At 73.5% G+C, this 25943-nt stretch carries 23 protein-coding genes and 1 pseudogene; 12 read left to right on the top strand and 12 right to left on the bottom strand.

The features are described 5' to 3' along the window. Positions 1-17: 17 nt before the first annotated feature. Positions 18-806: a TetR/AcrR family transcriptional regulator gene (locus H300_RS0106580; RefSeq protein ID WP_028426805.1), complete on the bottom strand. Its 789-nt coding sequence runs from the start codon at positions 804-806 to the stop codon at positions 18-20. A gap of 170 nt (positions 807-976) precedes the next feature. On the opposite strand from H300_RS0106580, the gene H300_RS0106575 reads away from it, so the two are divergent. Then, positions 977-1519 (top strand): type 1 glutamine amidotransferase domain-containing protein, encoded by a 543-nt coding sequence (locus tag H300_RS0106575; RefSeq protein WP_028426804.1) that lies wholly within the window; start codon positions 977-979, stop codon positions 1517-1519. 138 nt (positions 1520-1657) lie between these two features. Here the strand turns inward: H300_RS0106575 and H300_RS0106570 are convergent, their stop codons facing one another. Beyond that, on the bottom strand, positions 1658-2917 hold the full coding sequence (locus tag H300_RS0106570) for an Ig-like domain-containing protein (protein WP_028426803.1): 1260 nt from the start codon (positions 2915-2917) through the stop codon (positions 1658-1660). Positions 2918-3124: 207 nt separating this feature from the next. After that, entirely contained in the window at positions 3125-3457 is a 333-nt protein-coding gene (locus tag H300_RS0106565; protein WP_028426802.1) for a hypothetical protein, read from the bottom strand. Positions 3458-3662: 205 nt separating this feature from the next. Here H300_RS0106565 and H300_RS0106560 point away from each other — a divergent pair, with 205 nt between their 5' ends. Then, positions 3663-3944: an LAETG motif-containing sortase-dependent surface protein gene (locus H300_RS0106560; protein ID WP_028426801.1), complete on the top strand. Its 282-nt coding sequence runs from the start codon at positions 3663-3665 to the stop codon at positions 3942-3944. 142 nt (positions 3945-4086) lie between these two features. Here H300_RS0106560 and hutH read toward each other — a convergent pair. The 6 genes and pseudogenes from hutH to H300_RS0106530 form a co-directional block, all read right to left on the bottom strand. Continuing rightward, positions 4087-5557: pseudogene (gene hutH / locus H300_RS25315) on the bottom strand (histidine ammonia-lyase); the annotation flags it as partial. 161 nt (positions 5558-5718) lie between these two features. Further along, on the bottom strand, positions 5719-6453 hold the full coding sequence (locus H300_RS0106550) for a TniQ family protein (RefSeq protein ID WP_028426800.1): 735 nt from the start codon (positions 6451-6453) through the stop codon (positions 5719-5721). A gap of 241 nt (positions 6454-6694) precedes the next feature. After that, complete coding sequence (locus H300_RS0106545; protein ID WP_028426799.1) at positions 6695-7813, bottom strand: diguanylate cyclase domain-containing protein; 1119 nt, start codon at positions 7811-7813, stop codon at positions 6695-6697. A gap of 156 nt (positions 7814-7969) precedes the next feature. Then, positions 7970-8764, bottom strand: coding sequence for an enoyl-CoA hydratase-related protein (locus H300_RS0106540; protein WP_037979282.1), 795 nt, complete (start codon positions 8762-8764; stop codon positions 7970-7972). A 109-nt stretch (positions 8765-8873) separates the two neighbouring features. Then, positions 8874-9950 (bottom strand): adenylate/guanylate cyclase domain-containing protein, encoded by a 1077-nt coding sequence (locus tag H300_RS0106535; protein ID WP_028426797.1) that lies wholly within the window; start codon positions 9948-9950, stop codon positions 8874-8876. Positions 9951-10269: 319 nt separating this feature from the next. Further along, positions 10270-11172, bottom strand: coding sequence for a biotin--[acetyl-CoA-carboxylase] ligase (locus H300_RS0106530; RefSeq protein WP_028426796.1), 903 nt, complete (start codon positions 11170-11172; stop codon positions 10270-10272). 359 nt (positions 11173-11531) lie between these two features. Here H300_RS0106530 and H300_RS0106525 point away from each other — a divergent pair, with 359 nt between their 5' ends. From H300_RS0106525 to H300_RS0106505, 5 genes are all read left to right on the top strand, one after another. Next, positions 11532-13124, top strand: coding sequence for an acyl-CoA carboxylase subunit beta (locus H300_RS0106525; protein ID WP_028426795.1), 1593 nt, complete (start codon positions 11532-11534; stop codon positions 13122-13124). Positions 13125-13153: 29 nt separating this feature from the next. Continuing rightward, entirely contained in the window at positions 13154-13360 is a 207-nt protein-coding gene (locus H300_RS0106520; protein WP_028426794.1) for an acyl-CoA carboxylase epsilon subunit, read from the top strand. Between the two features lie 162 nt (positions 13361-13522). After that, the gene (gene mmpB / locus H300_RS32200; RefSeq protein ID WP_486583580.1) at positions 13523-13651 is read left to right on the top strand and encodes a morphogenic membrane protein MmpB; all 129 of its coding nucleotides are present in this window, start codon (positions 13523-13525) and stop codon (positions 13649-13651) included. 127 nt (positions 13652-13778) lie between these two features. Beyond that, positions 13779-14396: a Maf family nucleotide pyrophosphatase gene (locus H300_RS0106510; protein WP_028426793.1), complete on the top strand. Its 618-nt coding sequence runs from the start codon at positions 13779-13781 to the stop codon at positions 14394-14396. 412 nt (positions 14397-14808) lie between these two features. After that, positions 14809-16587 (top strand): ATP-binding protein, encoded by a 1779-nt coding sequence (locus tag H300_RS0106505; RefSeq protein ID WP_028426792.1) that lies wholly within the window; start codon positions 14809-14811, stop codon positions 16585-16587. Positions 16588-16679: 92 nt separating this feature from the next. Here the strand turns inward: H300_RS0106505 and H300_RS0106500 are convergent, their stop codons facing one another. Both H300_RS0106500 and H300_RS0106490 read right to left on the bottom strand, forming a co-directional pair. Then, the gene (locus tag H300_RS0106500) at positions 16680-17615 is read right to left on the bottom strand and encodes a DeoR/GlpR family DNA-binding transcription regulator (RefSeq protein WP_078515754.1); all 936 of its coding nucleotides are present in this window, start codon (positions 17613-17615) and stop codon (positions 16680-16682) included. 180 nt (positions 17616-17795) lie between these two features. After that, entirely contained in the window at positions 17796-19217 is a 1422-nt protein-coding gene (locus H300_RS0106490; protein WP_028426790.1) for an NAD(P)H-quinone dehydrogenase, read from the bottom strand. 123 nt (positions 19218-19340) lie between these two features. On the opposite strand from H300_RS0106490, the gene H300_RS0106485 reads away from it, so the two are divergent. From H300_RS0106485 to H300_RS25310, 3 genes are all read left to right on the top strand, one after another. Then, positions 19341-19778, top strand: a complete 438-nt coding sequence (locus tag H300_RS0106485) for a gamma-glutamylcyclotransferase family protein (RefSeq protein WP_028426789.1) — start codon at positions 19341-19343, stop codon at positions 19776-19778. A gap of 137 nt (positions 19779-19915) precedes the next feature. Next, positions 19916-20728, top strand: a complete 813-nt coding sequence (locus H300_RS0106480; RefSeq protein WP_028426788.1) for a purine-nucleoside phosphorylase — start codon at positions 19916-19918, stop codon at positions 20726-20728. A 94-nt stretch (positions 20729-20822) separates the two neighbouring features. Next, a complete protein-coding gene (locus H300_RS25310) occupies positions 20823-22553 on the top strand; it encodes a phospho-sugar mutase (RefSeq protein ID WP_051269588.1) in 1731 nt (576 codons plus the stop codon). Positions 22554-22678: 125 nt separating this feature from the next. Here the strand turns inward: H300_RS25310 and H300_RS0106470 are convergent, their stop codons facing one another. Continuing rightward, complete coding sequence (locus H300_RS0106470; protein ID WP_028426787.1) at positions 22679-23347, bottom strand: PH domain-containing protein; 669 nt, start codon at positions 23345-23347, stop codon at positions 22679-22681. Positions 23348-23472: 125 nt separating this feature from the next. Between H300_RS0106470 and deoC the strand changes: the two genes are divergently transcribed. After that, a complete protein-coding gene (deoC, locus tag H300_RS0106465; protein WP_051269642.1) occupies positions 23473-24492 on the top strand; it encodes a deoxyribose-phosphate aldolase in 1020 nt (339 codons plus the stop codon). Between the two features lie 8 nt (positions 24493-24500). Beyond that, positions 24501-25931 (top strand): aldehyde dehydrogenase family protein, encoded by a 1431-nt coding sequence (locus H300_RS0106460; RefSeq protein ID WP_028426785.1) that lies wholly within the window; start codon positions 24501-24503, stop codon positions 25929-25931. Positions 25932-25943: the final 12 nt, after the last annotated feature.

The following is a 25943-nucleotide window of genomic DNA, read 5'->3' as shown; positions in this document are numbered from 1 at the left end:
GCGGGGGCCGGGTCGGGTCAGCGGGTGCCGGGGTCGGATCGGCGGCCGGTCGAGGGCGGTAGAAGCCCTGCGGCCAGGTGGTCGAAGGTGCGGTGGAAGATCTCCTGGAAGGGGGCCGCGTCCGGCTGGGCGCTCCAGTGCTCGATGGAGACCCGTACGGCTGTGCCCGCGACCGCGGACAGCAGCCGCGTGTAGAGGCCGGGCGCCGGACAGGGGGCGCCCTCCGTTCCGCTGCCGGTGCAGCCGGTGGAGCCGTCACCGGACGCGCCGGCCCCGCCGGGGTCGTGCGCGGCGAGGGCTTCGGGCGGCTCGGAGGCGCCGGAGGGGTCCGCCGCGGCGGACGGACCGGGGGGTGTGGAGTCGATCCGCTCGGCAAGCGCGGCGGCCAGGTCCAGTTCCTCAGCCATGTGCGCGCCCAGACCGCGGACGAGCAGGTGCGGCGACCGGCGAAGCACTTCGGCGCGCAGACTCCACACCTCGTGCCGTTCCTCGACGTCGGCCAGTTCGCCGGCCATCGCCTCCCGCAGCGCTTCCAGCGGCGGCAAGTGGACGGGGACTTCCCGCAGGGCCTGGCGGATCCGGGCGCCGACCCCGGCGTCGATCATCACGAAGGCGTCGTCGCGGCTGTCGAAGTAGTTGAAGAAGGTGCGCGCGGAGACCCCCGCGGCCTCGCTGATCGCCTCGACCGTGACGTGCTCCGCTCCGTCCCGCGCTGCCAGCCGGACCGCGGCCTCGGCCAGCGCCGTCCGGGTGGCCCGCTTCTTCCGCTCACGGAGCCCGGCGGGGTCGGCAGCCCTTCTCGTCATTCTTGCAGCTTATGAAGAAATGCAGATCATGCACAATTCACCGCGGTACGGCCGTGGAGCGTCCGAGGACCGGCCCCGGACGGAAAGGAGGGAGTGCGGCGGCATACGTCCTCGTTTGCGGGGAACCGGTGCACAGTCCCTGCCACCACAGCAGAAGGGAAGTGAGGGACGTGCGGATTGCCTTTCTCGTCGCCCACGAAGGCGTGGAGCAGATTGAACTGACCGATCCATGGGACGCGGTCAGGAACGCCGGGGGGACGCCGCACCTGCTGTCCACCACGGACCAGGAGGTGCAGGCGTTCGACCACCTGGACAAGGCGGACGTCTTCCCGGTGGACCGCAAGGTGTCCGAGGCCCGGATCGAGGACTACGACGGCCTGGTCCTGCCGGGCGGCGTCGCCAACCCGGACGCGCTGCGGCTGGACCGCGACGCGGTGTCCTTCGTCCGCGAGTTCTTCAAGGCGGGCAAGCCGGTGGCCGCGATCTGCCATGCGCCGTGGACGCTGATCGAGGCCGACATGCTGCACGGCCGGACGCTGACCTCCTGGCCGAGCCTGGAGACCGACATCCGCAACGCGGGCGGTATCTGGGTGGACCAGCAGGTGATGGTCTGCGACGCCGGACCCAACGTGCTGATCACGAGCCGGAAGCCGGACGACCTGAAGGCCTTCGACGAGGCGCTGCTGACGGAGTTCCGCACGGTGGCCGCCTGAGCGGACCGGAGCGGACCCCGCGACGGCGGCCGGTGACGGTCGCACGCAAGGGGCCCCGGCGGGATCACTTCGCGTCGATCCCGCCGGGGCCCTTCGCGGCTGCCCCCGGCCGTCCGGTCCGGACGGCCCCGGCGTCCGTCAGACCGCCGAACCGCCCTTCCAGTCGGCCCAGGACATGTTCCAGCCGTTCAGGCCGTTGTCCGGGTCGATGGAGCGGTCCGGGGAGTTCTTCACCACGACGAGGTCGCCGACCATCGAGTTGTCGAAGAACCAGGCGCCGTCCGTGGAGTTGTCGTCGGCCCCCTTGACGTCCTTGAGCCCGACGCAGCCGTGGCTGGTGTTGCCGGAGCCGAAGGGCGCGCCCCAGTAGTTGCCGTGGATGAAGGTGCCGGAGGTCGACAGGCGCATGGCGTGCGGCACGTCGGGGATGTCGTACTCGCCCTCGCCGTCGTCGTCGGTGAAGCCGACGGTGGCGCCGTTCATCCGGGTCTCCTCGTGCTTCTCGGAGATCACCATCTCACCGTTGTAGGTGGGGTTCTCCTCGCTGCCCGCGGAGATCGGGAAGGTCTTGATCTTCTCGCCGTCGCGCACGACGGTCATGGTGTGCGCCTTGGTGTCCACCGTGCTGACCTGCGAGCGGCCCACGGTGAAGCTGAAGCTCTTCTCCTGGACGCCGGTGACGCCCTCGGCTGCCTCGACGCCGTCCAGCGCCATGTTGACGTCGACCTCGGAGCCGGCCTTCCAGTACTCCTGCGGACGGAAGTCCAGCCGCTTGTCGTCGAACCAGTGCCCGACGATCTCCTGGCCGCTGGAGCTGTCGACCTCGATGGCCTGTTGCACGTCGGCCTTGTTCGAGACCGGCTTGTCGAAGTTGATCGAGACCGGCATCCCGACGCCGACCTCGGAACCGTCCTCCGGGGTGAAGTACCCGATGAAGCTGCTGTCCGGGGAGACGGTGGTGAAGGTGGAGTTCTGGGTGGTCTCCCGGCCGTCGCCGTCCGTCGCAACCGCCTCGACGCGGTACTCGGTAGCCCGCTCCAGCTGGATGCCGGGCTTCCAGGAGGTGCCGTCCTGTGCGAGCTCGCCCTCCACCGCCGCGCCGGACTCGACGGCGGTCATGACGACCTCGTCGAGTTCGCCGTCCTCGACCGAGACCTGCACGTCGGAGTTGATGCCCGCGTTGTCCGCGCCGTTCTTCGGCGTGATGGTTATTCGGGCCTCCGAGGACTGCGCGGCCGCCTTGTCGGCCCCGGAGGACTTCTCCCCCTTCTTCGTCCCCTCGGAGCTCTCCTCACCTCCGCCGCTGCAGGCGGTGAGCACGAGGGCGCCCCCCAGCAGGGCAGCCGTCACCGCAAGTGCCCTGCGATGGGTGCTGACCTTCTTCACTCGCTTGTCCATACGCGTTCCGAGCCCCTGACTCCCGATGGCCACCGCTGCCCGAAATCGGGCATGCCACGTCACAGTTCTACGTATGAGAACGCCGTTGGGCCCTCAGCCGTTCCACCCGGGAGGCAACTGTGTGACATCACACGTGGCGCGCGGGAAGCGGGCGCCGGGGGCGTGTGCCCCGGGGCGTCGGACCCGCCGGGGCACACGCAGGAGCGCTCAGCGCGGGTCGTCGGCGAGGTCGTCCAGCTGCCACGCGCCGGCGTCGGGGTCGTACTCGGCGGACCCGCTGCTCCAGGAGGCCTGGGCGAGCTCGACCCCCGGCACCCCGCGCACCAGGTCGATCGGGTCGACGAGGTAGGCGACCGCCTCGGCCGGGTCCCCGCCGACCGCGGCGGTGGCCTGCTCGCGCTCCCCGTCGGGCATCAACTCGTCGTCCCGGATGCGGGTGAGGGCCGCCCGACTCAGACCGGAGGGGTCGGCCACCTCCAGGACCAGCTCAACGTGGAGCCGTACGTGTCCGGAGGGGCGGGGGGTGTCTTCTGCGCTCATCCCACGGAGAGTAGGCCGCATCCGGGCCCGCACTTCCCCGCGACCCGCCGCCGTGGCTAACATCGGCCCCCGTACCGAGGTTTCGCCGCACGGAAACGACAGGGAGAGCCCGCGGATTCCGCAGCGACCCGTACGCGATCCGCAGAACCCAGGAAACCGCCGAACCGGGAAACCGGGAAACCGGGAAACCAGGAAAGGGGCCCCCGTGGCCGCACACCGCCGCCCGCTGGTGACCTCCGCTGTCGCGGGAGGACTGCTCTGCGCGTTGTGGTTCGTGCCGTCCGCCAACGCCACCGGCGAGGACGAGGCAGTGGCGGCCCCGCCGCCCGCCGCCGCCCGCGCGGAAGCCGCCCGCACCGGCACCCGGCTCGCCGACACCGGCGGCTTCGACACCACGCCCTACCTCGCGGGCGGAGTGGCCTTCCTCGCGGTGGGCGCCGGACTGGTGGCCCACTCCACCCGCCGCCCCCGCCCCGTCGACGTCTGACCCGGCCACCGGAGCGGGCGGCGGTCGCGGACGCACCGACGGGCCCCGGACACCGCCCCTCCCGGGGGCCAGGCGCCCCATTGCGGGGCCACAGAAAAGGTAACGGGGGAGGGCGTCAGCTCAGCGGGCTGGTGGCCGACCCGGCGGCGGCCAGGTCGGGGGCCAGGAACCGGTCCTCGCCCGCACCGCCGACCCCGGCCTCCCGGACGGCGGCGAGCACGGCACGCGAGGCGGCGGCCGGTTGCGAGCCGGGCCGGGCCCGCAGTTCCAGCGCGCGGGACGCGGCGAACAGCTCCACGGCGATCACCCGGCTCAGGTTGGCCACCGGGGTGCGGAGCTTGCGGGCCGCCGACCAGCCCATCGAGACGTGGTCCTCCTGCATCGCCGAGGACGGGATGGAGTCGACGGAGGCCGGTGCGGCCAGCCGTTTCAGCTCGGCGACCAGCGCGGCCTGGGTGTACTGCGCGATCATCAGGCCCGAGTCCACCCCCGGATCGTCGGCCAGGAACGGCGGTAGCCCGTGCGAGCGGTTCCTGTCCAGCAGCCGGTCGGTACGGCGCTCGGCGATGGAGGCGAGGTCCGCGGCCGCGATGGCGAGGAAGTCCAGCACGTAGGCGACGGGGGCGCCGTGGAAGTTGCCGTTGGACTCCACCCGGCCGTCGGGCAGCACCACCGGGTTGTCCACCGAGGCGGCGAGTTCGCGCCCGGCGACCAGCATGGCGTGGGCGCGGGTGTCCCGGCCGGCTCCGGCCACCTGCGGGGCGCAGCGCACCGAGTAGGCGTCCTGGACCCGCGGCGCGTCGTTGCTGTGGTGGCCGGTCAGCCCGGAGCCTTCGAGCACCCTGAGCATGTTGGCGGCACTGGCGGCCTGCCCCGGATGCGGTCGGACGGCCTGAAGCTCGGGCGCGAGCACCCGCTCGGTGCCCAGCAGCGCCTCCAGGGACAGTGCCGCGGTGATGTCGGCCGAGGTGAGGAGTCGGGCCAGGTCGGCCCCGGCCAGGACCAGCATGCCGAGCATGCCGTCGGTGCCGTTGAGGAGGGCCAGTCCTTCCTTCTCCCGCAGCGCGACCGGGGCGATGCCGTGCGCGGCGAGCAGTTCACCGGCCGGGCGGACGACGCCGTCCGGGCCCTCGGCGTCGCCCTCGCCCATCAGAGCGAGGGCGCAGTGCGAGAGCGGCGCGAGGTCGCCGGAGCAGCCCAGGGAGCCGTACTCGTGGACCACCGGGGTGATGCCCGCGTTGAGCACCTCGGCCATGGTGCGGAGCACCTCGGTCCGGACGCCGGTGCGGCCCGAGGCGACCGTCTTCAGGCGCAGGAACATGAGCGCGCGCACCACCTCGCGCTCAACGTGCGGCCCCATGCCCGCGGTGTGCGAGCGGACGATGTTGCGCTGCAGCCGGGCCCGCAGGTCGGGGCTGATGTGCCGCACCGCGAGCGCGCCGAAGCCGGTGGAGACGCCGTAGACGGGGTCCGGCTTCGCGGCCAGCTCGTCGATGTGCCGCCGCGCCGACCTCGGCCATCGCCTCGTCGGAGAGTTCCACCCGGGCCGCATGCCGGGCAAGCCGCCGCGACAACTCCCGCACGTCCTCCGCCGCCAGCAGGGGCGTCACCACCGTGAGAAACGCCGCCGCCGCGCCGGCCGATGCTGGACCCCACCCGAACCGGCCACCATGCGCCCCGCGCTCGCCGCGCTCCTCCAACAGAACCCGGGCACACCAGGCAGGCACATCCGGCAGACGCCCCAGAACCCTCGGCAGCCCCAGCCGCAACAAGATCACACACGCGCGAAACGCCGCGAACCACTCACCCGCCGCCACCTCCACGCCCCCAGCCCCGGGCGCACCCGCCCGTACGCGACGTCCAGCCACCGCCGTTGCGCCTCGACCGTCCCGCCATCCGCCCGGCTCACACGAACTGCGGGCAGCCACTGCGAGCACGGCCTCCCGCGAACGGAGTTCGCACAGCAGGTCGGCGGCCTGACCCACTGCGCCGGCACGACCCGAGGCCGCTCCCCACCCCACCGCAGCACCCAGCCGCACGAAGGACAACGATCCAGCAGCGCCACTCGGTGCTCGGGGCACACCGACGCACACGACAGCTTCCACCACAGCTGCCACACCCCACCCGACACCAGCAGACAGCACGGACATGCCCGGCTTCCATGCACCGCCGCCCACTCCTGCCCCGCAGACGGCCGCCGCGCCCGTCCCGCCTCGAGCACCGCCGACACACTCAACGGACCCCCCTCGAAGACGGACAGATGCATCGCGTCCACCCGCTCATCGGACACACCCGTCGCCGCGAACACCGTCCGCCGGACCACCTCGTCGGACCGCACCCCGAACAAGGGAGGCCGCACATCCGCGGAAGCCCCCCGCAGGCCAAGCCCCATCATGGTCGCGACCTCGGCCGGCGGGCACCGGTTCACGCGGGCCATCCGGTCCACCCACGACTCGAACGCCTCACCCGTCCCCGGAGCCGTGACCAGCGCTAATCGCCGTGGCGACACGTGAGCACCTCCCGATGCGACCCCATCGCTCTCATCTAGGGATTCACGCTAGCAAGTGCACTACCAGGTTGGGGTCCACACTCTCATTTCGAGCTTCGGCTCTCAGCGGTCACACCGGAGGGGCCCACCACGACCAAGCTCTGCATATCCATATTCACGAACCCTAGGCACTGAATCGTGATCTGTCACGAGGGGGACGGTGCCCCGCCTCTTGCCTCCGAGCGGCGCGGGCGGCAGCGCGTCAGCGGCCCCGGAAGATCCGGCGGTCTCCCGTCGGCGGCGGGGTCTCGTCCGCGAGGTGCACGATCTCCCGGCCGGCCACCACCGGCTTCACCGCCCCCGCCGCCTTCGCGCGGTACTGGGCGGCGTCGGCGAGCCGGAGCAGCCGACGGGCGGAGCGGACCGGGCCGATCGGGTCACCGGTGGACGCGACCCCGCAGGCGACCCCGTCGCCGAGTTCGGCGGCCCGGGCGCACAGGTCCTCGGCGACCCGGACCGCCTCGTCCGCGCCAGGGCCGACCGCCAGCAGGCAGAACTCGTCCCCGCCCAGGCGGGCGGCGAGGGCGCCGGGCAGTATCGCGCCGCACCGGGAGAGCAGCGAGCCGAAACGCTCCAGCAGCCGGTCGCCCGCGGCGTGGCCGTGCACGTCGTTGACCTTCTTCAAGCCGTTCACGTCGCACACCAGCAGGCTGACCACGCTGCCGTCGGCCCGGTGCGCCTCCAGCGCCTCGTCGAGGCGCATGTCCACCGCCCGCCGGTTGCCGAGACCGGTGAGCGGATCGGTGAACGCCAGTCGGCGGACCTCCTCCAGCCGCTCGGTCTGCGCCACCCCGGAGGCGAGCACCGCGGCCAGCACCGTCGCGAACTGCGCGTCCGCCGGACCGAAAGCGGCCCTGCCGGCGTCCCGGGCCAGGTACAACTCGCCCCAGGCGCGGCCGTGCAGCACGACCGGCGCGACCACGCAGCTCCCCCGGCCCCGCCGGCGCAGCGCCGCCATGCGCTGGTGGCAGTAGGCCGCCGCCCCGGCCGACCGCCCCTCCGCGCTCTCGGTCCACGCCCGCGGGACTCCCCCGCCGCCGGCCCAGCGCTCGTGCAGGAACTCGGTGATCTCCGGGAAGTCGTGCACCGGGTAGGACTCGTCCGGCGGCTCGGCCTCCTCGCCCGGGGCGAGCCGGCCGTCGTTGACGAGCACGCGCAGCCGACCGCGGTCCCGCTCCCACACCGAGACGGCCGCGAAGTCGCCCCCGACGGCTGCTCGCGCCCGCTCGGCCGCCGCTCGGACCACTTCCCGGGTGCCGGAGGCGGCGGCCATCGCCTGGGCCAGTCCCACCACCGCCTGCAACCGCGCGTCGTCTGCCATGCGAACCAGGTTATGAGCCTTTGTCGCACTCTGCGCTGTCGCGTGCGCCGAGGGCGCTCGGCGAACCGGATGCGCCCTCCGGGGGCGTCGTCCACGACGGCGCACGCCGTGGGAACGGCCGTCCGCGCCTCCACGGGCCGACTCGCCCTGCTCTCCCTACTCCCCCGGCCACTGCGGGGGGCGCTTCTCGTTGAACGCGGCCACCCCCTCCGCCCGGTCGCCGGAGAAGGCGACGGAACGCCAGGCCGCGTCCTCGATCTCCAGCCCGGCGGCGAGGTCCGTTCCCCAACCGGTGCGCAGCGCCCGCTTCGCGGCGCGCAGGCCGACCGGGGAGTGGGCCGCCATCCGGCGGGCCAGCTCCAGCGCCTCGGAGGTGTCCGCGCCCGCATCGGTGAGCACGTCGACCAGGCCGAGCTCCCGGGCCTCCTCGGCCGGGACACGCCGTGCGGTGAAGATCAGCTCGGCGGCCCGGGCGGCTCCGACCCTCCGCGGCAGCAACTGGGTCCCGCCGCCCCCGGGGATCACGCCGACCGAGACCTCCGGCAGTCCCAGTACCGCGGTGCGGTCGGCGACGATCACGTCGCAGGAGAGGGCGAGCTCGAAACCGCCGCCGAGCGCGAACCCGTGCACCGCCGCGATGGTGGGCATCGGCAGCCCGAGTACACCGCCGTACGCGGCCCTGGCCCTCGGTCGCTGCCGGCTCAGCTCGGCGTCGCCGAAGGTGTTGCGCTCCTTCAGGTCGGCGCCGACGCAGAAGGCCCGTTCGTGGGTGGACGTCAGCACCACCGCGCGGACCGAGGCGTCCTGCGCCAGCTCCGCACAGGCCCGGGCGATGCCCTCGGCCATCGCGGTGGAGACCGCGTTCATCGCCTTCGGACGGTCGAGCACCAGCTCGGCCACCCGCGTCTCGGGGTCCGTGCGGACCTCGACCCACTCGCCGTAACGCACCATCGCGACCTCCCGGGTTAACGATCGCTCACACTGTAGTGCGCGCCCGGAACCCGCGGAACCCGAAGAGGACCCGCGGGGAGGCAGGCGGCGGGAGGGCCGGGGCCGCGCCTCAGAGCCGGCGGTCCAGGAGCCAGGGCTCGACGACCCCCAGGCCGCGCACCGGCCGCTGGTGCAGGGGGCGCAGGGCGAACCGGTAGGCGCTGTCGGTGTCGCCGGAGTTCTGCGAGTCCTTCTCCGACTCCGGCGCGTCACCCATCGCGATCAGCTCGTCCCGCACCGAACTGTCGACCAGGACCTGGTCCTTCGGCGCTATCGAGGTGAGCCTGCTGGAGAGGTTGACCGTGTTGCCGAAGACGTCGCCCATCCTGGTGGTGACGGTGCCGAACGCGAGCCCCACCCGCAGCTCCGGCATCGTCTGGTCGTTGGAGAGGGTCTCGATCAGCCGCAGCCCGATCTCGCAGGCGGTACCGGCGTCGTCGGCCACGTAGAGCACCTCGTCACCCAGGGTCTTGACCAGCCGGCCGCCGTTGGCGACCACCAGATCGGCCGCCGTCGTCTCGAACGCCTCGACGAGTTCGCCGAGTTCGTCCTCCTCCAGCCGCCGGGTGAGCCGGGTGAACCCCACCAGGTCGGCGAAGCCGACCGCGAGTCTGCGGTCGACCATCTCCTCGTCGTCCTGCGCCTGCACCACGCGGCCGGTGGCCGCGGCCAACTGCCGGCGCCAGACGTACACCAGGAACTCCTGGAGCTCCGGCAGCAGCAGCTCCACCAACGGGTAGGTGACCTCCATCCGGCTCATGCCGGGCTCCGGGGAGACGGTCAGTCCGGCGAGGAAGGAGTCGATCTGCCACTCGGCGAGCCGCGCGGTGGTCTGCCCGGTGGAGCGGGCCACCTGAATGGAGGTCGCCTCGTCCAGCAGGCCGGCCTCGACCAGCCCGGCCAGCCGCCGCAGGGCCAGTACGTCCGACTCGGTGAGCGCCTTGGCCTGGCCGATGTCGGCGAAGCCCATGGCGCGCCAGAAGCGGGAGGCCAGCTCCATCGGGACACCGGCCTGACGGGCCGCCTGAAACGGGGTGTACTTGCGTTCGGAGCCGAGGATGAGCTGCTCGACCTTGAGCGCCATCGGATCGTCCTCGGCGCCCTCGGCGTCCTCGCGCGGCGGTTCCTCCGGATCGTTCGCGGTCACGTCCCGCCCCTTGCCAGATCCCTGCGCACTGCCCTTCCGATCACTTCCACCGCGCCTGCCGCGCACGCCACGGCCCCCACCATACGGCAGATGTGCCGTAGCTCACTTCCCCGGCGACACCCGGCGGACTCCCCGCGCGGGCACCCCGCCGGGCCGGGCGCGGGCCGCGGGGCGTCAACCCGACGCCCGACCCTCACCCTTCGTACGGTCACCCGCATCCCGGCACGCCCGCTGCCCGGAGTCCGGATCCGCCCCGCGGGTCCGGACCGCCCGGACCTGCCGGACCCGCGGGGACGTACGACGGGAGCCGCATCGGCGTTCAGCCGGCGGGCGAGGGCCGCAGATGGACCACGTCACCGGCCGCGACGGGCTGCTGGACCCCGTCCGCGGTGGCGAGCACCAGCCGTCCGTCTCCGTCGACCGCGACCGCCTCGCCTTCGAGGCCCTCCCCGCCGGGCAGCTCGGCGCGCACCGAGCGGCCGAGCGTGGCGCAGCCCGCGGCGTACGTCTCCTGGAGCCCGCAGGCCCCGGCGTCGCCCCCGGCGTCCCGCCACCTGCCGTACCAGTCGGCCACCGCGCGGAGCACCGCGCGCAGCAGCGGGTCCCGATCGGTGCCGGCGGCCCCCGCCAGCAGCAGCGAGCCCGCGCCGGGCACCGGGAGCTCGTCCGCGCGCAGCGAGATGTTCAGGCCGATCCCCACGACGACGGCGCCGTCCTCGGGGTCCCCGGTCAGTTCGGCGAGGATGCCGCCGATCTTGCGCTCCTCGCCCGCCACCTCGGCCAGGAGGTCGTTCGGCCACTTCAGCCCGGTGTCCACACCGGCCGTCCGGGCCAGGGCGGTGGCAGTGGCCACCCCCACGAGCAGCGGGAGCCAGCCCCACCGGGCCACCGGGACGTCCGGGCCGGGGCGGAGCACGAAGGAGAGGAAGAGTCCGCTGCGCGAGGGGGCCGACCAGGCACGGTCCAGTCTGCCCCGGCCGGTGCTCTGACGTTCCGCGACGAGCACGGTACCCTCGGCGACCGGTGCGCCGCGCAGCCGGGCGACCAGGTCGGAGTTGGTGGAACCGGTCTCGGCGACCACCTCCAGCGAGGACCACAGGGCGTCCGGACGCACCAGCGCCCGGCGCAGTGCGTGCGCGTTGAGCGGCGGGCGGTCCAGGTCGGACCAGCGGCCGCCCGCGCCCTCGGACCGCGGACCGTCAGGAGCCTCGTCGGACGTCATGCACCCAGGTTAGGGGGCCGACCGGTCCGCGCGAGCGCGGGCCGGGTCCGCTGACCTGCGCGCCGCGCCCCCGGTGCGGGCGCCGGCGGGCCCGCACCGGGGGCGCGGGTGTGGCCAACGCCGCACCACCGATCCGTACGCGCGCCGATACGCTACGAGTCGGTAGGTCCCGCCCCTGCCGGCCCTCCCGCCCGCCCGTTCGCGACGCCCCGCGCGACCGGGGCCCGCCGGAGGTCCGTCGTCGCGTGGCCGGCCGGGAAGGTCCGAGAACGCAGCGCAGTGGCGTGCCCGGCCCCCCGGACCCGCCCCCGCGGGCCCCGGGCAGCCGGACGCCTGAGGACGAGTAGGAGCCGCTCCCCGTGTCCGAGCAGGAAAAGCCCGACATCCACACCACCGCCGGCAAGATCGACGACTTCCGGCAGCGCACCACCGAGGCCGTCCACGCGGGTTCCGCCCGGGCGGTCGGGAAGCAGCACGCGAAGGGCAAGCTGACCGCCAGAGAGCGGGTGGAACTGCTGCTCGACGAGGGCTCCTTCACCGAGCTGGACGAGTTCGCCCGGCACCGGTCGACCGCGTTCGGGCTGGAGAGCAACCGCCCGTACGGTGACGGCGTGGTGACCGGCTACGGGACGGTCGACGGACGTCCGGTCTGCGTGTACTCGCAGGACTTCACCATCTTCGGCGGTTCGCTGGGCGAGGTCTACGGCGAGAAGATCGTCAAGGTGATGGACTTCGCGCTGAAGACGGGCTGCCCGGTGATCGGCATCAACGACGGCGGCGGCGCCCGCATCCAGGAGGGTGTGGTCGCGCTCGGGCTGTTCGCCGAGATCTTCCGGCGCAACGTGCACGCCTCCGGTGTGGTGCCGCAGATCTCACTGGTCATGGGACCGTGCGCGGGCGGCGCGGTCTACTCCCCGGCGATCACCGACTTCACCGTGATGGTGGACAAGACCTCGCACATGTTCATCACCGGTCCCGACGTGATCAAGACGGTGACGGGCGAGGACGTGGGCTTCGAGGAGCTGGGCGGCGCCCGCACCCACAACTCCACCTCCGGCGTCGCCCACCACATGGCGGGGGACGAGAAAGACGCCGTCGAGTACGTCAAGGCCCTGCTGTCCTACCTCCCGTCGAACAACCTCTCCGAGGCGCCGCTCTTCCCCGAGGAGGCGGACCTGGAGACCTCGGACCGCGACCGCGAGCTGGACGTCCTGATCCCGGACTCGGCGAACCAGCCGTACGACATGCACGCGGTCGTCGAACACGTCTTGGACGACGGCGAGTTTCTGGAGACGCAGGCCCTGTTCGCACCCAACGTCCTGACCGGGTTCGGCCGGGTGGAGGGGCAGTCGGTCGGTGTGGTGGCCAACCAGCCGATGCAGTTCGCCGGCTGCCTGGACATCGACGCGAGCGAGAAGGCCGCCCGCTTCGTGCGGACCTGCGACGCCTTCAACGTCCCGGTGCTGACCTTCGTCGACGTCCCCGGCTTCCTCCCGGGCACCGAGCAGGAGTTCCAGGGCATCATCCGGCGCGGCGCGAAGCTGATCTACGCCTACGCGGAGGCGACGGTGCCGCTGATCACGGTGATCACCCGCAAGGCCTTCGGCGGCGCCTACGACGTGATGGGCTCCAAGCACCTGGGTGCCGACCTCAACTTCGCCTGGCCGACGGCGCAGATCGCGGTGATGGGCGCGCAGGGCGCGGTCAACATCCTGCACCGCCGGGCGCTGGCGGGGGTCGCGGACCCGGAGGAGCGGGAGGAGCTGCGGGCCCGGTTGACCGGCGAGTACGAGGACGCGCTGCTCAACCCCTACGCGGCGGCCGAGCGCGGGTACGTGGACGCGGTGGTGATGCCCTCCGAGACGCGGCGGCACATCGTCCGCGGCCTGCGCACCCTGCGCTCCAAGCGGGAGCAGCTCCCGCCGAAGAAGCACGGCAACATCCCGCTCTGACCAGTCCGCCCGGCAACCGGAGGTTCGACATGATCAAGGTGGTGCGGGGCAACCCGACGCCCGAGGAGCTGGCCGCGGCACTGGCGGTGGTGCAGGCGAGGGCCGCCGCGGCCGCCGCGCACACCGCGGCCGGACCGGGGGGCGTCTCCGAGTGGTCCGACCCGGCCCGGCTGGTGCCGCAACGGCTGCCGCACCCGGGACCGAAGGCCTGGCGCACCACCTTCTGGCCTGTCTGACCCGGCCCCGCCCCGTCCCGGCAGCCCGGTTGGCGCCGCGTGCCGGGCGGACGGGTCGCGGGAGCGGGCCGGGGGCGGGGGCGGGGCGCGGCACCTCCCTCCGGTCGCGCCTGAGTACAGGTACTCAGGCGCGACCGGAGGGTTCGGCCGCACGCTGGGTCCATGCTGTGGTCCGACCCCGACGACCGTCCGCCCGAGTGGCTCCGCGCCGCGCAGTCACACTTGCGGCAGGCGGGCTGGGTCCTGGCGGTCGCGGTCTTCCTGCTCACCCTGGTGATCGCCGGGAAGTGAGCGCCGACGCATGCCCCGTCGGCGGGGCATGCGCCCCGTTCCGCGCCCCCGGCCCCACGGCCCTGCGCCGTGGAGCCTCGTCCACGGCGGGTGCCCGGGGTCGCAGAGCCCGGCCTACGATGGCCCGATGACCGAGCGACACGCCCCCGCACGCCGTCTGGTGCTCGCCTCCCGCTCCCCCGCCAGGCTCGGCCTGCTGCGGCAGGCGGGCATGGCTCCGGAGGTGATCGTCAGCGGAGTGGACGAGGACGCGCTCAGTGCCCCCACCCCCGGCGAACTCGCCCTGGTGCTGGCCCGCGCGAAGGCCGCCGCGGTCGCCTCCCGCCCGGAAGCGGCCGGTGCCCTCGTGGTCGGGTGCGACTCGGTGCTGGACATGGACGGGGAGGCGCTGGGCAAGCCCGCTGACGCCGAGGACGCGGTGTCCCGGTGGAAGCGGATGCGCGGCCGCTCCGGCGTGCTGCGCACCGGCCACTGCCTGGTGGACACCGCGGACGGGCGCCAGGTCGGCGCCACCGCCTCCACCACCGTCCGCTTCGGCACGCCCACCGACGCGGAGGTCGCCGCCTACGTCGCATCCGGTGAGCCGCTGCACGTGGCGGGCGCCTTCACCCTGGACGGCCGTTCGGCGCCCTTCGTGGACGGCGTCGACGGGGACCACGGCAACGTGATCGGGTTGTCGCTGCCGCTGCTGCGCCGCCTGCTGGGCGAACTCGGCGTCTCCGTCGCCGACCTGTGGACGGACTGACCGCAGCCGCTACCGCCCCGCCGGTGCGGTGGCGGGGTGCCGGCCCGCGCCCGTCGGGGGCGCCCGCCGGAGCCGTGCGTTCCCGACGGGCCGCTCCCCGGGCCGCGCCCGTGCCGGGAGCCCCTTCACCGGCCGTCCACCGAAATCGGCCGCCCGCAAAGAATCGCGCCACTCCTGGTGGGAATCCCACAAAGAACCCGGCGGCGCACGCGGCCGGCGAGCGGGAGACCCCGACCACACCAGGACACCCCGTTTCGCCCCGCAGAACCCGGCGTACCGTGGGAGAACAGGGAATCGAGGGGCACCGGGCACGCCCCGCTACAGTGCGTGTGGGCAAGCTCACCCCTCAGAACGGCTCGGCGCGGGGTGTGGCCGGTACCTAAACTCAGCTTGTTTCGAGGAGGGAGTCATCGTGCGCAAGGTGCTCATCGCCAACCGCGGCGAAATCGCCGTCCGCGTAGCCCGGGCCTGCCGGGACGCGGGCATCGCGAGCGTTGCCGTCTACGCCGAGCCGGACCGGGACGCACTGCACGTCCGGGCAGCCGACGAGGCATTCGCACTGGGTGGTGAGACGCCGGCCGCGAGCTACCTGGACGTGGCCAAGGTCCTGAAGGCCGCCGCCGACTCCGGTGCGGACGCGATCCACCCGGGTTACGGCTTTCTCTCCGAGAACGCCGAGTTCGCCCAGGCCGTCATGGACGCCGGGCTGACGTGGATCGGGCCGCCGCCGCAGGCCATCCGCGACCTCGGCGACAAGGTCGCCGCCCGGCACATCGCCCAGCGCGCCGGTGCGCCCCTGGTCGCGGGGACCAAGGACCCGGTGTCCGGGGCGGACGAGGTGGTCGCGTTCGCCGAGAAGCACGGCCTGCCGATCGCGATCAAGGCCGCCTTCGGCGGCGGCGGGCGCGGCCTGAAGGTCGCCCGCACCCTGGAGGAGGTCCCGGAGCTGTACGACTCCGCGGTGCGCGAGGCGGTCGCCGCCTTCGGCCGCGGCGAGTGCTTCGTCGAGCGCTATCTGGACCGCCCGCGGCACGTGGAGACCCAGTGCCTGGCCGACACCCACGGCAACGTGGTCGTCGTCTCCAGCCGGGACTGCTCGCTCCAGCGACGGCACCAGAAGCTCGTCGAGGAGGCTCCGGCGCCGTTCCTGACGCCGGAGCAGAACACCGAGCTGTACCGCGCGTCCAAGGCCATCCTGAAGGAGGCCGGCTACGTCGGTGCGGGAACCTGCGAGTTCCTCGTCGGCCAGGACGGCACGATCTCCTTCCTGGAGGTCAACACCCGCCTCCAGGTGGAGCACCCGGTCACCGAGGAGATCTCCGGAATCGACCTGGTCCGGGAGATGTTCCGGATCGCCGACGGCGAGGAGCTGGGCTACGACGACCCGCAGCTGCGCGGCCACTCCATCGAGTTCCGGATCAACGGCGAGGACCCGGGCCGCAACTTCCTGCCCGCGCCCGGCACCGTCACCGCCTTCGCGGCCCCGGCGGGCCCGGGCGTCCGGCTGGACGCCGGGGTCGAGGCCGGCTCGGTCATCGGCCCGGCCTGGGACTCGCTGCTGGCCAAGCTGATCGTCACCGGCGCCACCCGCAAGCAGGCGCTCCAGCGCGCGGGGCGCGCGCTGGCCGAGTTCCGGGTCGAGGGCATGGCGACTGCGATCCCGTTCCACCGCACAGTGGTCTCCGACCCGGCGTACGCACCGGAGGTGCACGGCCGCGAGGGTGAGCCGTTCACCGTCCACACCCGGTGGATCGAGACCGAGTTCGCCAACGAGATTCCCCCCTTCGCCGGGGCCGGGACGGACGAGGACGAGGAGGGCGGCAGCCGGGAGACGGTCGTCGTCGAGGTCGGCGGCAAGCGGCTGGAGGTGTCGCTGCCCGCCTCGCTGGGCATGCCGCTGGCCCGCGCGGCGGTCGCCGGCGGAGCCAAGCCGGCCCGGCGCAAGAACTCCCGCAAGTCCGCCTCGGCGGCCTCCGGCGACGCGCTGGCCTCCCCGATGCAGGGCACCGTGGTCAAGGTCGCGGTGGAGGAGGGGCAGCAGGTCGCCGAGGGCGAGCTGATCGTCGTCCTGGAGGCGATGAAGATGGAGCAGCCACTCAACGCGCACCGGGCCGGCACGGTCAAGGGGCTCACCATCGAGGTGGGCGGCTCGCTCTCCTCGGGCTCGGTGATCTGCGAGATCAAGGACTGACCCGCCGGAACGGGCGACGGCCCCGGACCCCGACCGCACGGTGCGAAGGGTCCGGGGCCGTCGCCCGTTCCGGGACCGGACGGGACGGCCGGTCAGCCCCGGCGCCGCGGCGCCAGGTCCGCCACCGGCGTCCCGGCGGCCCGCAGTTGCTGCGGCGGCCCGCCACCGGGGGCGTGGTTCCGGCGCTGGGAGGGGAGCGGCAGCTCGTGCCGGGCGGTTCCGGCGATCGGCGCCTCCGGCGCCGCCCCGCTGCCCGCGACGGTGATCTGCACCCCCTGGTCGGCGAGGGCCTGGAGCTCGGACGACGCGCGCTCGTCGGGCACCAGTGGCTCGTCCGTCACCAGACGGGTGATGATCTCGGTGGGCACCGTCTGGAACATGGTGTCGGTGCCCAGCTTGGTGTGGTCGGCGAGCACCACCACCTCCGACGCGGCCTGCACCAGCGCCCGGTCCACGCTCGCAGCCAGCATGTTGGAGGTGGACAGGCCACGTTCGGCGGTCAGCCCGCTGCCGGAGAGGAACGCCCGCGACACCCGCAGGCCCTGGAGGGACTGCTCGGCACCGCTGCCCACCAGCGCGTAGTTGGAACCGCGCAGGGTGCCACCGGTCATCACCACCTCCACCCGGTTGGCGTGCGCCAGCGCCTGGGCGACCAGCAGCGAGTTGGTGACGACGGTGAGCCCGGGGATGCGGGCGAGCCGGCGGGCCAGCTCCTGGGTGGTGGTGCCGGCACCGACCACCACCGCCTCGCCCTCCTGGACCAGGCCCGCGGCGAGGTCGGCGATGGCCGTCTTCTCCGCGGTGGCCAGGTGGGACTTGTGCGGGAACCCGGATTCCCGGGTGAACCCCCCGGGCAGCACGGCACCTCCGTGCCGGCGGTCGAGGAGTCCCTCTGACTCCAGAGCGCGCACGTCGCGGCGTACGGTCACTTCGGAGGTCTGGACGACGCGGGCGAGCTCACGGAGCGACACGGCCCCGTTGGCGCGCACCATTTCAAGGATCAGTTGGCGACGTTCTGCAGCGAACACGGAACTGACAGTAATGCCAATGACCGTCTGCTTTCAGCACTATGCGGGGGTTATTCGAAGTTGTTCACACGCACGTCACCCACGTGGTATGTGCGTGCGAACCGCTCCGGGAGCGGCCGGCCGCCTGCGAGGTCCGGCGGGGCCGCCGCCCGGCCGGACAACCGCCCCGCCGGGGGCCGTTCAGCCCTCCGCGGTCTTGCGGGTGTGCAACTGCCGCGCCACCTCGGCGATCGATCCGGAGAGCGACGGGTAGACGGTGAAGGTGTTGGCGATCTGCTCCACCGTCAAATTGTTGTCGACGGCGATCGCGATCGGGTGGATCAGCTCGCTGGCCCGCGGGGCGACCACCACCCCGCCGACCACGATGCCCGTCCCCGGGCGGCAGAAGAGCTTGACGAAGCCGTCCCTGATCCCCTGCATCTTGGCGCGCGGATTGCGCAGCAGCGGGAGCTTCACCGCGCGGGCGTCGATCCGACCCTCGTCCACGTCGGCCTGTGAGTAGCCCACCGTGGCGATCTCCGGGTCGGTGAAGATGTTCGCCGAGACGGTCTTGAGGTCCAGCGGCTGCACCGTCTCGCCGAGGTAGTGGTACATCGCGATCCGGCCCTGCATGGCGGCCACCGAGGCGAGCGCGAAGATCCCGGTGCAGTCACCCGCGGCGTACACCGAGGGTGCGGTGGTCCGGGAGACCTTGTCCGTCCAGATGTGACCCGATCCGGTGAGTTTCACCCCGGCTTTCTCCAGGCCCATGCTCGCGCTGTTCGGCACCGCGCCGACCGCCATCAGGCAGTGCGAGCCGGTGATCACCCGTCCGTCGGAGAGGGTGACCTCCACGTGGTCGCCGACCCGCTCCGCCGCCTGCGCCCGGGTCCGGGAGACCACGTTCATGCCGCGGCGCCGGAAGACGTCCTCCAGCACGGCAGCGGCGTCCGGGTCCTCGCCGGGCAGCACCCGCTCACGCGAGGAGACCAGCGTGACCCGCGAGCCCAGACCCAGGTAGGCGCCGGCGAACTCGGCGCCGGTGACGCCGGAGCCGACCACGATCAGGTCCTCCGGCAGCTCGTCCAACTCGTAGACCTGGGTCCAGTTCAGGATTCGCTCGCCGTCCGGCCGCGCCTCCGGGATCTCCCGGGGGTGCCCGCCGGTGGCGATCAGCACCACGTCCGCGGTGAGCGACTCCTCGGCGCCGTCCGCGGTCCGGACCACGACCAGGCGGGAGCCGTCCGCGCCCTGCTCGGGCTCCAGGCGGCCGCGGCCGCGCAGCACCCGGACACCCGCCCGGGTGACCGCGGCGGTGATGTCGTGCGACTGCGCGAGGGCGAGCCGCTTCACCCGGCGGTTGATCCTGCCGAGGTCGACGCCGATCCCGCTCTCCGTGCCCTGCTCACCGACGGTGATGCCCAGTTCCCGGTAGGAGGAGTCGAAGTTGGTCTTCACCTCCGCGGTCGCGATCAGCGTCTTGGAGGGCACGCAGTCGGTGAGCACCGACGCGCCGCCCAGTCCGTCGCTGTCGACGACCGTCACCTCACCACCGAGTTGCGCGGCCACCAGGGCCGCCTCGTATCCGCCGGGTCCGCCACCGATAATCACGATCCGAGTCACCCGTCCAGTGTCCCGCACCGCGCGCCCGGCCACCCGGCCGCCCCCGGTGAGTCGCCGCACGTCGCCGGTTCGGCCGTCCCGGCGCTCCCCGATCCCGTGGACGGCTCCCGTAGTCTCTACTCCATGTCGCTCTACGCCGCATACGCCGGAAACCTCGACGCCCGGCTGATGTCCCGCCGCGCACCGCACTCGCCGCTGCGCGGCACCGGTTGGATCACCGGATGGCGGCTGACGTTCGGTGGTGAGCACATGGGCTGGGAAGGTGCTCTGGCCACCCTCGTCGAGGCACCCCGCTCGGAGGTCTTCGTCGCGCTGTACGACATCGCCCCGATGGACGAGGAGTCGATGGACCGCTGGGAGGGGGTCGGCCTCGACATCTACCGCCGGATGCGGATCAAGGTCCACACCCTGGACGGCGAGGAGGCCGCCTGGGTGTACGTGCTGAACGGCTACGAGGGCGGGCTGCCCTCCGCACGCTACCTGGGCGAGCTGGCGGACGCGGCGGAGTCCGGCGGTGCCCCGCACGACTACGTGATGGAGCTGCGCAAGCGCCCCTGCTGAGCGGCGGTCCCCTCCCTCGCACCGGCGCGCCCGAACCCCGCGGTCCCGCCGTGCGGGGCCCTCCCGTGCAGGTCTCCCGCACGGGAGGGCGTGCCGCACGTCTACGCGCGTAGCCGAGAAACCGTTACCCTCATCGCGTGAACGCTTCCGATATCACCACTGACCCCTACGGCACCGCCGACGCCGCGGCCGCCCGGCTGCGCGAGCTGACGGGCGCGGAGAGCCACGACGTCGCCCTGGTGATGGGTTCGGGCTGGGTCCCCGCCGCCGAGGCCCTCGGCCGACCCGAGCACGAGTACCCGGTCACCGAGCTGCCCGGCTTCCCGCCGCCCGCGGTCGCCGGCCATGCCGGCAAAATCCGCTCGTACCGGCTCGGCGAGAAGCGGGCGCTGGTCTTCCTGGGCCGCACCCACTACTACGAGGGCCACGGCGTGGCCGCGGTCGCGCACGGCGTCCGCACCGCCGTGGCGGCGGGCTGCAAGACCATCGTGCTCACCAACGGGTGCGGCGGACTGCGCGCGGGCATGCGTCCGGGCCAGCCGGTCCTGATCAGCGACCACCTCAACCTCACGGCGACCTCGCCGATCGCGGGGGCGAACTTCGTCGACCTGACGGACCTGTACTCGCCGCGGCTGCGCAACCTGTGCCGCCGCGTCGACCCCTCCCTGGAGGAGGGCGTCTACGCCCAGTTGCCCGGCCCGCACTACGAGACGCCCGCCGAGATCGGCATGCTGCGCACCCTGGGCGGCGACCTGGTCGGGATGTCCACCGTGCTGGAGGCGATCGCCGCCCGCGAGGCCGGCGCCGAGGTGCTCGGCATCTCCCTGGTCACCAACCTGGCCGCGGGCATGACGGGCGAGCCGCTCAACCACGAGGAGGTGCTCCAGGCCGGCCGTGACTCCGCGTCCCGGATGGGCACCCTGCTGGCCCAGGTGCTCGACCGGCTCTGATCGACCGCGGCGCCCGGCGGGAACCGACGGAGCGCCGCCGCTGCCGGCCGGGCGCCGGCTCACGGGGACCCACTGGCGAGAGGCGAGGGACGCGATGGAGCAGCACGACAGCAGGAGCACACCGCACGGCGGCGCGGCGGACGGGCCGGACGCGCACCTCCTCGGGCAGGCGCGCGCCTGGCTCGCCGAGGACCCCGACCCGGGCACCCGGGAGGAACTCGCCGCACTGCTGGACGAGGCCGGCCGGCCGGAGTCCCCCGGCGCCGAGGCGGCCCTGGCCGAGCTGCGCGACCGGTTCGCCGGGACGCTGGAGTTCGGCACCGCGGGGCTGCGGGGCGAACTCGGCGCCGGGCCGATGCGGATGAACCGCGCCGTGGTGATCCGGGCGGCGGCCGGGCTCGCCGCGCACCTGCTGGCCGACGGCGTGCCGGAGGGACCGGTCGTCATCGGCTGGGACGCCCGGCACCGCAGCGAGGACTTCGCCCGCGACACCGCCGCGGTGATGACCGGCGCCGGGCTGCGCGCCGTGCTGCTGCCGCGTCCGCTGCCCACCCCGGTGCTCGCCTTCGCCGTCCGGCACCTGGGCGCCGCGGCCGGGGTCATGGTCACCGCCAGCCACAACCCGCCGCGCGACAACGGCTACAAGGTCTACCTGGGCGAGGGCACGCAGATCGTGCCGCCCGCCGACCGCGAGATCGCCGCGCGGATCGCCGCGGTCGGCCCGCTGACCGGAGTGCCGCGCCCGGACGCCGGGCCGGCGGCGCTGGGCGAGGAGATCGTCGACGCCTACCTGGCACGGGCGGTCGGGGTGGTCGACGCCGCCTCCCCCCGCGACGTCACGGTGGTGCACACCGCGCTGCACGGGGTCGGCGGCGACACGGTCGCGGCGGCGTTCACCCGGGCCGGCTTCCCCGAGCCGGTGGCGGTCGCGGAGCAGGCCGCACCGGACCCGGACTTCCCCACCGTCGCCTTTCCCAACCCGGAGGAGCCCGGGGCGATGGACCTGGCGTACGCCGCGGCCCGGCGCGTCTCCCCCGACCTGGTGATCGCCAACGACCCGGACGCCGACCGGTGCGCGGTGGCGGTGCCCGACGCGGACGCCCCGGCGGGCTGGCGGATGCTGCACGGCGACGAGGTCGGCGCCCTGCTCGCCGCCCACCTGGTCGGCAGGGGCGCCTCCGGCACGTTCGCGGAGTCGATCGTCTCCTCCAGCCTGCTGGGCCGGATCGCGGCGGCGGCCGGCCTGCGCCACGAGGAGACGCTGACCGGCTTCAAGTGGATCGCCCGGGTGCCGGAGCTGGCCTACGGCTACGAGGAGGCACTGGGCTACTGCGTGGATCCGGGCGGGGTGCGCGACAAGGACGGCGTCACCGCCGCACTGCTGATCGCGGAGCTGGCCGCCGTGCAGAAGGCGGCCGGGAGGTCGCTGACCGACGTGCTGGACGAGCTGGCGGTGCGGCACGGGCTGCACGCCACCGGCCAGTTGTCCGTAAGGGTGCGGGACCTGTCGCTGATCACCGCGGCGATGGCCCGGCTGCGGGCGCAGCCGCCGTCCGGGCTGGCCGGGCTGCAGGTGGTTCGAGCCGAGGACCTCTCGCACGGTTCGCCCTCGCTGCCCCCCACCGACGGACTGCGCTACCGGCTCGGCGGTGAACTGGACGCGCGGGTGATCGTCCGCCCGAGCGGGACCGAACCGAAACTGAAGTGCTACCTGGAGGTCGTCGTCCCGGTGGCGGACGCCGCGGGTCTGCCGGCCGCGCGGCGCCGGGCGGACGAGGTGCTGGAGCGGCTGCGGAAGGACTTCGCCGCCGCGGCGGGCATCTGAGGCCCGCCCGGGTCCGCCGGTACCGCCCGCGCCCTCAGCGGTACCGGCGGGGCCGGGCGGGTTCTGCCGGGCTCACCGGCTGACCCGGCGGCGGGCGCCCGGGGCCCCGGGCGCCCGCCGCCGGGTCAGCCGGTGAGGAGCAGCACCGCGAGGGCGGCCGCGCCGAGGACGGCGGGCACGAGGATCTCCCAGGCCCAGCGCACCTCGACAGGGCCGGTGTGGTCCGACCACCGCTCCGCGCACGCGCGCAGCTCCTTCAGCGTCCGGTCCGAGGTCGCCTGCCGCTCCACGTCGGAGGGCTCCGCCTGGGCCATGGCGCGCAGGCCGCGCGGTGCCCGGCCGGAGGCGAGGCGCTCGTTGTGGCGGGTGGCCTTCTTCCGCTCCCGCAGCGAGACGGGCACCGCCCAGAGCTGGTACGTGCGGCCCTCGGCGACGACCTCGCTGGAGAAGGTCGCCCGGAAGCTCTCGACCGCACCCCAGGGCAGCGACAGGGTGCGGAACGGGTTGCGCGCCCGTAGCCCCCGCTCGCCCGCGAACACCACCGGGCGCAGGGTGAAGGCGGTGATCAGCGGCACCGCGCACAGCAGGGCCGCGGCGGCGACGAGCGGGGTACGTCCGTCGCCGCGGAGCAGCGCGTCCCCGCCCAGCCAGCCGGCCAGGGCCAGCAGCAGGGCGCCGCCGGCCAGCGCCGCCCCGGAACGGTACGTGCGGTCGGCGTAGCCCGCCGGGCCGCCGGCCCCGTCCGCTCCACTCGGCACGCCCGGCTCGCTGGATTCGCTCGGCTCACTGCTCATGCCACCGATTCTGCCCGACGTCTCGGAGGGAGCCGCCCGGGGCCCGGAGGTGCGGAGCGGGCGGGTTTGCCGGAGCACGGGGGATGACAGGCCGCTACGCGCGTAGATATGCTCCCCTGGTGACCATGTCCCCAGACACCCCCGTGTCCCCCGTGTCCCCGGAGCCCGCCGCACGCGGCAGCGCCGCGGGTGCGGCGCTCGCACCGACCGACGTCACCGCGTCCGATGCCTCGCTGCGCAGGTTCCTGCACGGCCTGCCCGGCGTCGACGCGGTCGGTCTCGAAGCCCGCGCCGGCATGCTGGGCACCCGCTCGATCAAGACCACGGCCAAGGCGCACGCCATCGACCTGGCCATCTCAATGATCGACCTGACCACGCTGGAGGGCGCCGACACCCCCGGCAAGGTGCGCTCGCTGTGCGCCAAGGGAATGCGTCCCGACCCCGGCGACCGGGAGGCTCCGGCGGTCGCCGCGATCTGCGTCTACCCGGACATGGCCGCGACCGCCCGGGAGGCGCTCGCCGGCTCCGGCGTCCGGGTCGCCTCGGTGGCCACGGCCTTCCCGGCGGGACGCGCGGCGCTGCCGGTCAAGCTCGCCGACACGCGGGACGCGGTGGCGGCCGGCGCCGATGAGATCGACATGGTGATCGACCGCGGCGCCTTCCTCTCCGGCCGCTACCTCCAGGTCTTCGAGGAGATCCGCGCCGTCCGGGAGGCCTGCGCCGGGCCCGGCGGCGACTCCGCCCGGTTGAAGGTGATCTTCGAGAACGGCGAGCTGGCCACCTACGACAACATCCGCAGGGCCTCCTGGCTGGCGATGCTCGCGGGAGCCGACTTCATCAAGACCTCCACCGGCAAGGTCGCCGTCAACGCGACACCGCCGAACACCCTGCTGATGATGGAGGCGGTCCGTGACTTCCGCGCCGCCACCGGGGTCCAGGTCGGGGTGAAGCCCGCGGGCGGCATCCGGACCAGCAAGGACGCCATCAAGTACCTGGTGATGGTCAACGAGACGCTCGGCGACGACTGGCTGACGAACGGCTGGTTCCGCTTCGGCGCCTCCAGCCTGCTCAACGATCTGCTGATGCAGCGGCAGAAGCTGCGCACCGGGCGCTACTCCGGTCCCGACTACGTGACGGTGGACTGAGGCACACGATGGCTTTCGCATACGCACCCGCCCCCGAGTCCCGCGCGGTCGTCGACATCGCGCCCTCGTACGGGCTGTTCATCGACGGCGAGTTCCGTCCGGCCGCGAACGGCGGGGTCTTCAAGACCGTCTCGCCGTCCAGCGAGGAGGTGCTCTCCGAGGTCGCCGCGGCCGAGGCGGAGGACGTGGACGCGGCGGTGGCCGCGGCCCGCCGGGCCTTCGAGGACTGGTCCGCGCTGCCCGGCGCGGAGCGCGGCAAGTACCTGTACCGGATCGCCCGCATCGTGCAGGAGCGCGCCCGCGAGCTGGCGGTACTGGAGACGCTGGACAACGGCAAGCCGATCCGGGAGACCCGGGACAGCGACCTGCCGCTGGTGGCCGCGCACTTCTTCTACTACGCCGGCTGGGCCGACAAGCTGGCGCACGCGGGTCTCGGCCCGGACCCGCGCCCGCTGGGCGTGGCCGGCCAGGTCGTCCCGTGGAACTTCCCACTGCTGATGCTGGCGTGGAAGATCGCCCCCGCCCTGGCCGCCGGCAACACCGTCGTCCTCAAGCCGGCGGAGACGACTCCGCTGTCGGCGCTGTTCTTCGCGGACATCTGCCGACAGGCCGGACTGCCGAAGGGCGTCGTCAACATCGTCACCGGTGCCGGCGCCACCGGAGCGGCGCTGGTCGCCCACCCGGACGTCGACAAGGTCGCCTTCACCGGCTCCACCGCGGTGGGCAAGGAGATCGCCCGGGCTGTCGCCGGCACGGAGAAGCGGCTCACCCTGGAACTCGGCGGCAAGGGAGCGAACATCGTCTTCGACGACGCCCCCGTCGACCAGGCCGTGGAGGGGATCGTCAACGGCATCTTCTTCAACGGCGGCCAGGTCTGCTGCGCGGGGTCGCGGCTGCTGGTGCAGGAGTCGGTCCACGAGGAGGTGCTGGACGCGCTCAAGCGGCGGATCGGCACCCTGCGGCTGGGCGACCCGCTGGACAAGAACACCGACATCGGCGCGATCAACTCCGCCGAGCAGCTGGCCCGGATCACCGCGCTCGCCGACCTCGGCGAGGCGGAGGGCGCCGAGCGCTGGTCCCCGGCCTGCGCGCTGCCGTCCGCAGGCTACTGGTTCACGCCGACGCTGTTCACCGGCGTCAGCCAGGCGCACACCCTCGCGCGGGACGAGGTCTTCGGCCCGGTGCTCTCGGTCCTGACCTTCCGCACCCCCCAGGAGGCGGTGGCCAAGGCGAACAACTCGCCCTACGGCCTGTCCGCCGGTGTCTGGACGGAGAAGGGTTCGCGCATCCTCGCGATGGCGGACCGGCTCAGGGCCGGCGTGGTGTGGGCCAACACGTTCAACAAGTTCGACCCGACCTCGCCGTTCGGCGGCTACCGGGAGTCGGGCTTCGGCCGCGAGGGCGGCCGCCACGGTCTGGAGGCGTACCTCGGTGTCTGAGTCCTCGAAGAA

Source organism: Streptomyces sp. TAA040, from assembly GCF_000424845.1.
The sequence above is the reverse complement of the archived record's forward strand: the minus strand, read 5'-3'. Positions and strand labels throughout refer to the sequence as shown.